This is a genomic window from Pseudidiomarina sp. (genome assembly GCF_048267825.1).
Lineage (GTDB): Bacteria > Pseudomonadota > Gammaproteobacteria > Enterobacterales > Alteromonadaceae > Pseudidiomarina.
In genome coordinates, this window is sequence record NZ_JBLWWR010000022.1 from 1 (window position 1) to 10,679 (window position 10,679).

A 10,679-nucleotide genomic window follows, 5' to 3' on the forward strand; every position below is an offset into this window, starting at 1 on the left:
CGGCAACAGCAGCAACGGCGGTGGGAACGGCCTTGGCCGGCGCCTTGGTTCCAGCGGCGCAAGCGGCGGAGACAACAACCGAAGAGCTGGACTACCGACTCAGTCTGAAACGCGGCGGTAATCGCATCCTGACGCCTCTACAAATTCCTGATTTCAAGGAATTGAAAGATGGTTCAACGGAGAACAGCGAAACCATCGATTTTCTGGTGACCAATCGCAAGCAACCTGCGGATAGCCTGACGCTTGAAGTACTCGATGGCAGCACCCTGTTATATGCAGAACCCAACACCGCCACACTGCTGCCCGCTGGCGAGCATTTTTGGCAATGGGACGGTTACAACCAGGCTGGAGTGCTCGATACCAAGGTGCTAAAGAGCCCCAACCTGAAGGTGCGTTTGACGGCAGTAACGGGTGGTCAGCAACAAATCGAAGAACTCGTGCTCAGCAACAACGCCGAAGAGATTGAGTGGGTCGATGCTCGAATCGATCGCTCGGCCCAGTTGGTTGAAATTACCCTGCGGCCAAGTTTTTCCGATGGAGGCGTATCGGGGAAGGACGACAACCTGACGGCAAAAACCTTCACCGAGTTGCTGGCCATGGCCAAGGCGGGTATCGAACGTTACTGGTCGCGCGACGGCAGTCGCGCACAAGGCGTTGGCGCACCTATCCAGACGGCAAAAGGCGTTTACAAGGTTAAGGTGGTGGCTGATGTGAACACCGAACCAAGCGCCAAGAATTTCCCGCTGATTTCCTCACTGAGCGCCGATTTTGGTCGCTCAACCAGTTTTGCCATGTTCAAGAAGATCTATCACAACCAGGGTTTCTGGAGCGCCGCCAATTATCCTGCGGGCTTCGCAGATGGCGATTTCGAACACACTGTCGCTCACGAAGTAGGTCACTTGATTCTCAACGAGTACGGCGATGGCGGACTGGTTCCTGAGTACTCCTGGTGTCACAAAGAAACCTCTACCGTCCTAACCCAATCCCCGGTAGCTAACCACCCTGTTCCGGGCAGTGGTGACGTAGACGTAATGCACTATCACTCAGATTCTCCGGGGGGCCCGCGAGGCTATCAGGATTACTGGAACCGCGCAGTCGCCTCGGAACAAGATGTCAAAGGCCTGCTTTGGCTATCACGGGTGCAATTCGATGACTAAGCACCTCGTCCTGCTTTCCCTGTTCGTTCTCGGAGGTTGCACAGCACAATCGAAAACGGTGTTTATCGCCGACCTGGAAAATCTCTGCAGCTATCCGGTCGATATCACCGCTTATGAATATTCCAACGCCAAAGAGCCGTTCGTATTGAACAAGCGCGTCGCGGTTGGCGAAGTCATCGAAGTGCTGTCGTACATATCCTTCAATGATGAGTTGGAAAATAGCGTTCCTGATACCTATCGCCTCGATATCACCGCGAATGGCAATTCGCTTTCGCTCGACAAACCAGGGTTTCTTGCGCAGCTCGGACGCTCGCATCACGAACGCAGAGGCAACTCCATACACGCTTGGAAAATTCGTGACACCGCCCTGTGTCCATGACCCTACGCCCAAGGAAGAGCGCTTCGAATGTCTTTTAATCATTACTACCAGAGCGAACTCACCGCCCTGCGCCAGCTCGGCAAACGCTTTGCCGAGCGTAGCCCGGCGCTGGCGCCGTTTCTCGGTCAGGCCGGGCGCGACCCGGATGTTGAGCGGCTGCTCGAAGGCTTCGCCTTTCTCACCGGGCGGCTGCGCCAGAAGCTCGATGACGAGCTGCCGGAGCTGACGCATTCGTTGATGCACCTATTGTGGCCGAACTACATGCGCCCTCTGCCGGCGTTTAGCATGTTGCAATTCGATCCGCTCAAACGGCCCGGCCCTGCGCTAATGGTGCCGCGCAACACGCCGGTCGAATCCAAGCCGATTCAGGGCGTGACCTGCCGCTTTCGCACCGCCTACGCCACCGAGGTTTTACCGCTGGCGCTCGACGGGCTGGACTATTCGGTCAAGGGTGGTGGAGCGCTGCTGAGCCTGCGTCTGCAGATGACGACCGACGGGCATCTCGGCGAGTTGAACCTCAAGCAGCTGCGCCTGCACCTGGCCGGCGAGCGCTACATCAGCCAGATGCTTTACCTGAGCCTTTTGCGTCATCTCGACGGTGTGCAACTGGTTGCGCTGGATGCTGAGGGCAAACCGTTCACCGATGGTTTCGGTATGGCGTTGCCGGCGTTGCAACTCGATCCGTCGAAGCTGCAGCCGGTGGGCTTTGCCGAAGATCAGGCGCTCATCCCCTACCCGCTCAACACCTTCCGGGGCTATCGCTACCTGCAGGAATACTTCGCCTTCCAGGAGAAGTTCCTTTTCGTCGACCTCCAGGGTCTTGACGCGCTCAAGCGTCTGCCGCAGGAAGTCCTGGAGCAGGCTCGTGGCTTCGAGCTGCGCTTCGACATCCACAAGGCCGGCGTGCAGCGGATCCGCCCGACCCTGGATAACGTGCGTCTGTATTGCACGCCGATTGTCAACCTGTTCGAGCACGACGCCATCCCGATCCGTCTCGACGGCAAGCAGGACCAATACCTGCTGATGCCGTCTGAGCTCGACAGCAACCAGTGCGGCGTCTTCTCGGTTGACCGCGTCACCGGTTGGAAACCCGGCGGCAAGGGCTACGAGGAATACGTGCCGTTCGAATCCTTCGAGCACGACCCCAGTTTCGACGTGCCGGTGGCGCGCCCGCACTACAGCGTGCGCCAGCAACCCTCGATGCTTGGCGACGGGCTTGAGACTTACCTCAGCTTTGGCCTGCGCAACCTCGACCAACACGAGACGTTGTCCATCGAGCTGACCTGTACCAACCAGAACCTGCCGCGCCAGCTGCGCCTGGGCGATATCTGTCTGCCCAGCGAAGATACGCCGGAGTTCCTGACCTTTCGCAACATCAGCGCCGTGACGCCGAGCTACGCGCCACCGCTGCACCGCGACTTCCTCTGGAAGCTGATCAGCAACATGTCGCTCAACTACCTGTCGCTGGCCAATGTCGAGGCGCTCAAGGTCATTCTCGAGACCTATGACCTGCCCCGTTACTACGACCAGCATGCCGAAAAGGTCAGCAAGCGCCTGCTCGGCGGGCTCAAGCAGATCGGACATCAGCACGTCGACCGGTTGCACCGTGGCCTGCCGGTACGCGGCGTGCGAACGGAACTGGTGATGGACCCCGAGGGCTATCTGGGCGAGGGAGACCTGTTCCTCTTTGCTTCGATACTCAATGAATTCTTTGCGCTGTACGCAAGCCTCAACTCGTATCACGAGCTGCGCGTCAAGAGCACACAGGGAGAGGTGTACCAATGGACGCCACGTATGGGGCAGCAGCCCCTGCTCTAAACCGGATCAGCCGGGGCATCCGCGAGTACAGCCTGTTCCAGGGTGTGCTATTGGTGATGGACCGTCTGAAAGCTGCCCATCCTGACCTGGACGAAGAGGCGCTCTACGAGCACCTCGAGTTCCAGGCCAACCCGAGCCTGGGCTTCCCCGGCAGCGACGTCGACAGCGTGCACTTCTTCGAAGAGCATGGGCAACTGCGCGCACAACTGCGGATCAACCTGGTCAGCCTCTTCGGGGCCGGCTCGCCACTGCCTGCCTTCTATGGTGAGCAGGCCCTCGGCGATAGCGCCGAAGGCAACCCGACACGCGAATTTCTGGACCTGTTCAACAATCGTCTGCAGCGCCTGATTCTGCCGATCTGGCAGAAGTACCGTTACCGCGCGCGCTTCAGCACTGGCGCACGCGACCCGCTGTCCGAACAGCTGTTCGCCCTCATCGGCCTCGGCGGTGAGCAAATCCGTGCCGCCTCGGAGTTGAACTGGAAGCGCCTACTGCCGTACTTGGGGCTGCTCAGCCTGCGCGCGCACTCGGCGGCTTTGATCGAGTCGGTACTGCGCTACTACTTCAAGCACGCCGACCTGCGCATCGAGCAGTGCCTTGAGCGTCAGGTCGAGATTCTCGCCGAGCAGCAGAACCGCCTCGGCCGCGCCAACAGCCAGCTCGGTGAGAGCCTGGTGCTGGGCGAGCGGGTGCGCGATCGCGGCGGCAAGTTCCGCATCCGTATCCGCCAACTCAGTTGGGACCGCTTTCACGAATTTCTGCCAGTCGGCACCGGCTATCAGCCGCTCTGCGCACTGGTGCGCTTCACCCTGCGCGATCCGCTGGACTATGACATCCGACTGCAATTGCGCCAGGACGACATTCGTGACCTGCGCATCGGCGCCGAGAACACCTGCCGCCTCGGCTGGACCAGCTGGCTCGGCAGCGAGCGCGCCGACGGCATAGTCACCTTGGGCAGCCAGACTCATTAAGGAAGATGAAGATGATCAACGTAGACCTTCAACAACTGGTCCAAGCCCTGGATGCACAGACCAAGCATGACCTGGAAACCGCAGCGGAGCGCTGCGTGGTACGTGGCGGCAGTAAGATACTCGTCGAAGACCTGCTGCTCGGCTTGCTGGAGCGCCCCGAAGGCTTACTGAACCGAGCGCTGCAGGATGCAGACGTCGATCCCGGCACACTGGCCCAGGCGCTACATCCGCGTGGCGAGCACAGCGAGTCACGCAATCCGGTGTTCTCCGCGGAACTAGTGCAGTGGCTGCAGGACGCCCTGCTGGTCGGCAACCTCGAACTCGGCCAGAGCCAGATCGACCAGGCCGCGCTGATCCTGGCGCTGTTGCGCAACCCGATGCGCTATGCGGGCAGTCACTACCAACCGTTGCTGGCCAAGCTCAACGCCGAGCGGCTACGCGAGTTCGCCTTGGCTCAACAGCCAATGCAGCAACCCGCAAGCACCCCCACTGCCAGCGGCGAATCGAACCTCTCACGCTTCACCCACAACTTCACTCAGCAGGCCCGTGACGGCAAGCTCGACCCTGTCCTATGTCGCGATGGCGCCATCCGCCAGATGATCGACATCCTCGCCCGTCGGCGCAAAAGCAACTCGATCGTTGTGGGTGAAGCCGGTGTCGGCAAGACCGCCATCGTCGAAGGGCTGGCGCTGCGCATTGCGGCCGGCGAAGTCCCGGACATACTCAAGGGCGTCGAGCTCATGGCCCTTGATCTGGGCCTGCTGCAGGCCGGCGCCAGCGTCAAAGGGGAATTCGAGCGCCGCCTGCAGGGCGTGATCGATGAAGTCAAAGGCTCGCCCAAGTCAATCATCCTTTTCATTGACGAAGCCCACACCCTGATCGGTGCGGGTGGCCAAGCAGGCAGTGGCGACGCCGCCAATCTTCTCAAGCCCGCGTTGGCGCGAGGCGAGCTGCGCACCATCGCCGCCACCACCTGGAGCGAATACAAAAAATATTTCGAGAAGGACCCGGCCCTCGCCCGCCGTTTCCAGCCTGTCCAGCTGCACGAGCCAACCGTCGACGAAGCGGTGACCATCCTTCGCGGCCTTGCGCCGGTCTATGAAAAGAGCCACGGCATCTACCTGCGCGACGATGCGGTGGTAGCCGCAGCAGAACTGTCGGCCCGCTACCTGGCAGGCCGCCAACTGCCCGATAAGGCGGTGGATGTATTGGACACCGCCTGCGCCCGCGTGCGCATCAGCCTGGCAGCTGCACCGGAGGCACTGGAGCGCCTGCGTGGAGAAATTGCAGAAGGTGAACGCCAACGCGAAGCGGTACGTAGGGACCTCGATGCCGGATTGAATGTAGACCGCGAAGCGCTCGACGCTTTAGACGTCCGGCTGAGCGAAGCACGCGCCGAACTCGAACAAGTAGAGACCCGCTGGTCTGTCCAGCGCGAGCTCGCCGAGCGGCTACTGGACTTGCGCAAGGCCTGCGCGTCGGCCCGTCAGGCGGCCGTTGAAGAAGCGTCCACACAAACGGCGCAGGAGATAAATGCCCTGGAAGCGGAGCTGCGGGACGTGCAGGTCGAGCTGGCCAGCGCCCAGACCCACGAGCGCCTGGTCAGCTTCGAGGTGTGCCCGCGCCTAGTGGCCGAAGTGATCAGTCACTGGACCGGCGTGCCGCTTTCGCAACTGGCACGCGAGCACAACAGCAAAGTGCTGACTTTCGCCAGCGACCTGCGCCAGCGAGTGCGTGGTCAGGCGCAAGCTGTCGAGGCACTGGACCGTTCGATGCGTGCAACCGCCGCTGGCCTAAACCGCGCCGACGCGCCGGTGGGCGTGTTCCTACTGGTCGGCCCCAGCGGGGTCGGCAAGACCGAGACCGCTCTGGCACTTGCCGACCTGCTCTACGGCGGAGAGCGCTTTCTCACCACCATCAACATGTCTGAGTTTCAGGAAAAACACAGTGTTTCCCGACTGATCGGCGCGCCTCCAGGCTACGTGGGCTACGGCGAGGGCGGCATGCTCACCGAGGCCGTCCGGCAGAAACCCTATTCGGTGGTGCTCCTCGACGAAGTCGAGAAGGCCGACCCGGACGTAATGAATGTGTTCTATCAGATCTTCGACAAAGGTGTGGCCAACGACGGCGAAGGGCGCGAAATCAACTTCCGCAACACCTTGATCCTGATGACCAGCAACTTGGCCAGTGACCGCATCGCCGGTCTCTGCGCCAACGGCCAGCGCCCCGCAGCAGACGATTTGGAGCAGGCCATTCGCCCGCAACTGACGCAGCATTTCAAACCGGCGCTGCTCGGCCGGATGCGCGTTGTGCCCTATTACCCAATCGAGGGTGAGGTGCTGAATGAACTGGTGGAGCTCAAGCTCACCCGCTTCGGCGAACGCCTCGCACGACGTCAGCTGCAGTTCAGCCACTGCCCGGCGTTGCTGGCGCATCTGGCCGAGCGCTGCACACATAGCGAAAGCGGCGCGCGGCTGATCGACCATCTCATCGACCAGCACCTGCAACCGCTGGTAGTCGACCGGCTGCTCGACGCTATGGCTGGTGGCGAAACGTTGCAACGGGTACACGCCACGCTCGACGGCGACGGAGCAGTTGTCTGTGAGTTCGCTTAAGGTCCCGTCCATGTTCGTCGAACCGCCCTCAACATTTGACCCGCGATCGCTGCTCGAGCGCTTCGCCGAGCTGGCATGGAACACCGACACGAACGCTTGGCTCAATGGGCTCACCGAACTGGTCGCACAACTGGCGCACTGCTCGCTCGCTCAGCTCTACGTGCTCGACGCAACCCACACGCGCCTGACGCTTTCGGCCGAATGGTTGGAGGGAACGCGGGGGCACGAGGCGACCAGCGTGCCCAGCGACTATCGCGACGAACAATTGCTGCAGTATTGCCTCAGCCAAAACCAGCAACTGAGCATCGCGCCACTCGATGCCAGCCTGCACCAGACCAGCTTCCTGCCAGAAACATCGAGCCCATGGCGCAGCCTGCTGTGCCTGCCGCTGCAGGACGCTGAGGGCCATACCGCCGGGTTACTGGTGGTTGCCAGCAACACCCATCAAGATCTCGCGGCGGGCTCGGCCACGCTGTCCAACCTTGGCCGGTTCGCCCTTGGCCAGGCCAAACTGCTCAATCGCTTGCGTGATACTCGGCAACCAGATCTCGCACCCGCTGCATCGACGCGTCCCTGCGCCAGCGGCTATGGCCTGATCGGCGACAGCCCACGGATGCGCGCAGTCTACGGGCTGATCAGCAAGGTCTTGCATAACCCGGTAAGCGTTATGCTGACCGGTGAAACCGGCACGGGAAAGGAACTCGTTGCCCGCGCCGTTCATGATTGCGGCTCGCGACGCAGCCAGGCCTTTATCGTCCAGAATTGCGCGGCTTTACCGGAGCATTTACTGGAAAGTGAGCTGTTCGGCTATCGCAAGGGGGCCTTTACCGGTGCTGATCGTGACCACGAAGGGCTGTTCGATGCGGCCAATGGCGGCACGCTGTTTCTAGACGAGATCGGTGACATGCCTCTGACCTTGCAGGCCAAGCTCCTACGGGTCCTGCAGGAAGGCGAAGTGCGGCCGCTGGGCAGCACTCGCACCCACAAGGTCGATGTCCGGATCGTCGCTGCAACTCACCAGGACCTGCACAAGCGCGTCGAGGAAGGTCGTTTTCGCGAGGATCTTTACTACCGGCTCTCCATTTTCCCGATAGAACTGCCGCCCCTGCGCGAGCGCGGACAAGACATCCTGCGCCTGGCGCGGCATTTTGCGGACAACGCCTGCGGCTTTCTGCAACGTGATGCCGTGCGCTGGTCCGATGCTGCACTGGAACAGCTCGCCGGGTATGGATTTCCGGGCAATGTGCGGGAGCTAAAGGGGCTGGTCGAACGTGCCGTACTGCTCTGCGAGTCCGGCGAATTGCTGCCGGAGCATTTCAGTCTGCGCAAGCTGGATGATGAACTCGACAGCACGCTGAACCTGCGCGAACGGCTCGAGCGGGTCGAGCGCAACCTGTTGATCGACTGCCTGCGCAACAGCGGTGGCAACCAGAGTCAGGCCGCACGCGAACTCGGCTTGCCGCGCCGCACCCTGCTCTATCGCATGGAACGGCTGAACATCAGCCCAGCATCCCTCTAAGGACGGACCGAAGACATGTTCAACCCGGCCGACGAAACTCACTTCAGTCTCGCCATCGATGGCATCGAGCACGACCTGCAGGTTCTAGAATTCAGGGGCCGCGAGGCGCTCTCTCAGCCCTTCGCCTTCGAGCTCGAACTGGTTAGCGAACGCCCTGATATGGACCTGGAAAACCTGCTGCATCAGCCGGCCTTCCTGGCCCTATCGCCGGCCGGAAACGGCATCCATGGCCTGATCCACCGCGTCGCCCAAGGTGACTCCGGCAAGCGCCTGACCCGCTACCACATCACCCTACGTCCGCAGCTGGCCTATTTATCCCACCGTACCAACCAGCGCATCTTCCAGCACCTCACGGTGGAAAAGATCATCAGCCAGGTGCTCGAAGAGCATGGCATCCAGGCCAACGCTTTTCGCTTCGGCCTCGGCTCGGTCTACCCCGAGCGCAATTACTGTGTGCAGTACGACGAAAGCGATCTGCACTTCATCCAGCGCCTGTGCGAGGAAGAGGGCATTCACTACCACTTCCAGCACAGCGCGGCGGGCCATGTGCTGGTCTTCGGAGATGACCAGACGGGGTTTCCCAAGCTCGCACCGGTGACGTACCAGCAGGATTCCGGTTTGGTCGCCGACGAGCCGGTGGTCAAGCGCTTCGGCCTGCGCGTCGAGACCCGCACCAGCCGCGTCACTCGCCGCGACTATGATTTCGAGAAACCGCGCCTGACCATGGAAAGTGCCTTCCACAGCGAGTTCCAACCGGACCTAGAAGATTACGACTACCCCGGCCGTTTCACCGAGCGAGCCCGAGGCAAGCAGCTGTCCCAACGCGCTCTTGAACGCCACCGCAGCGACTACGAATTAGCCGAAGGTGAGAGCGACCAACCGCAGCTGGTCACCGGCCATTTTCTCGCGTTGACCGACCACCCGCTCAGTGACTGGAACCAGCTCTGGCTGCTCAACGAAATCCTCCATGAAGGCAAGCAGCCGCAAGTGCTGGAAGAATCGGTGACAAGCGATAGTCTGGCCCGTGACGGCTTCACCCAAGGCTACCGCAACCACTTCACCGCGACGCCCTGGCATGCGCCCTATCGCCCGGCCCTGAAGCATCCCAAGCCTAAGGTTCTCGGTAGCCAGACTGCCGTTGTCACAGGCCCTGCTGGTGAAGAAATCCACTGCGACGAGTACGGTCGCGTGAAAGTCCAGTTCCACTGGGACCGCGAAGGCCAGGCCGACGACAAGACCAGCTGCTGGCTGCGTGTCAGCACAAGCTGGGCTGGTGACCGCTACGGCGGCATAGCTATCCCGCGCGTTGGGATGGAAGTGCTGGTCACCTTCCTCGAAGGCGACGCCGACCAGCCCCTCGTCACTGGCTGCCTGTACCACAAAGAGCACGTCGTGCCCTATGGCCTGCCGGCAAACAAGACCCGCAGCGTGTTCAAGACCCTTAGTTCACCCGGCGGTGCTGGTTACAACGAACTGCGCATCGAAGACCGCAAGGGTGTCGAGCAAATCTATATCCACGCCCAGCGCGACTGGGACGAGAACATCGAACACGACCAGAAGCTCCGCGTCGGCCACGAGCGCCACGACACCGTCGAGGCCAACAGCTACAGCGAATTCAAGGCCGAAGAACATCGCACAACCCATGCCGATCGAAAGACCGAAATCCGTGTAAACGACCACCTCACCGTGGGTAACACCCAGCACGTGAAGATCGGCACCGGGCAGTTCATTGAGGCAGGTAACGAGATTCACTACTACGCGGGTAGCAAAGTCATCATCGATGCGGGGATGGAGCTAACCGCCGCTGGCGGCGGTAGCTTCCTCAAAGTTGATCCCAGTGGCGTGACCTTGAGCGGCGCGACTATCAAGATGAACTCCGGGGGAGCACCGGGCAAGGGTTCAGGGCTGAGCATCCTGGCACCGGTGATTCCGTGGGCAGCAGATCAGGACAAGGCCGGTACAAAGCCGAAACTGGCGTTGGCTAATACCCAGCTGCAGATAGCCCGGAAGGCCAGGCAGATCGGCGCAAGTCGTTGCCCGATTTGCGAAGCGTGCAGGGACGGATTGTGCCAAGTGGAAGCATCTCGATGATAGATACAGTCCATGATTGGTTCGATGAGCAACAGACTGAGCAGCGGCAGCTGCTGCTCATTCTCGACAGCTTGGCAAAGCCCAATCCGGTCCAAGGGCTGTTTGCATCTGACCTGATGCTGCAATACG

Annotated in this window: 7 protein-coding genes; all 7 read left to right on the forward strand. The window is 61.1% G+C overall.

Going from position 1 to position 10,679, the window contains the following annotated elements:
- Window positions 1-1,157, forward strand: a 1,157-nt coding sequence (locus ACN0UN_RS11290) for a hypothetical protein (protein ID WP_417660068.1), incomplete at its 5' end; no start/stop codon positions are given.
- On the forward strand, window positions 1,150-1,536 hold the full coding sequence (locus ACN0UN_RS11295; RefSeq protein ID WP_417660069.1) for a hypothetical protein: 387 nt from the start codon (window positions 1,150-1,152) through the stop codon (window positions 1,534-1,536). The genes ACN0UN_RS11290 and ACN0UN_RS11295, both read left to right, overlap by 8 nt.
- Before the next feature lie 27 nt (window positions 1,537-1,563).
- On the forward strand, window positions 1,564-3,354 hold the full coding sequence (tssF, locus tag ACN0UN_RS11300) for a type VI secretion system baseplate subunit TssF (RefSeq protein WP_417660070.1): 1,791 nt from the start codon (window positions 1,564-1,566) through the stop codon (window positions 3,352-3,354).
- On the forward strand, window positions 3,318-4,325 hold the full coding sequence (gene tssG / locus ACN0UN_RS11305) for a type VI secretion system baseplate subunit TssG (protein ID WP_417660071.1): 1,008 nt from the start codon (window positions 3,318-3,320) through the stop codon (window positions 4,323-4,325). Before tssF ends, tssG begins: the two co-directional genes overlap by 37 nt.
- Window positions 4,326-4,336: 11 nt before the next feature.
- Window positions 4,337-6,940, forward strand: coding sequence for a type VI secretion system ATPase TssH (gene tssH / locus ACN0UN_RS11310; protein WP_417660072.1), 2,604 nt, complete (start codon window positions 4,337-4,339; stop codon window positions 6,938-6,940).
- Between the two features lie 10 nt (window positions 6,941-6,950).
- Window positions 6,951-8,459 carry a sigma-54 interaction domain-containing protein gene (locus tag ACN0UN_RS11315; protein WP_417660073.1) on the forward strand — a complete coding sequence of 503 codons (1,509 nt, stop codon included), beginning with the start codon at window positions 6,951-6,953 and terminating at the stop codon, window positions 8,457-8,459.
- 15 nt (window positions 8,460-8,474) lie between these two features.
- Window positions 8,475-10,550, forward strand: coding sequence for a type VI secretion system tip protein VgrG (locus tag ACN0UN_RS11320; RefSeq protein WP_417660074.1), 2,076 nt, complete (start codon window positions 8,475-8,477; stop codon window positions 10,548-10,550).
- Window positions 10,551-10,679 lie beyond the last annotated feature (129 nt).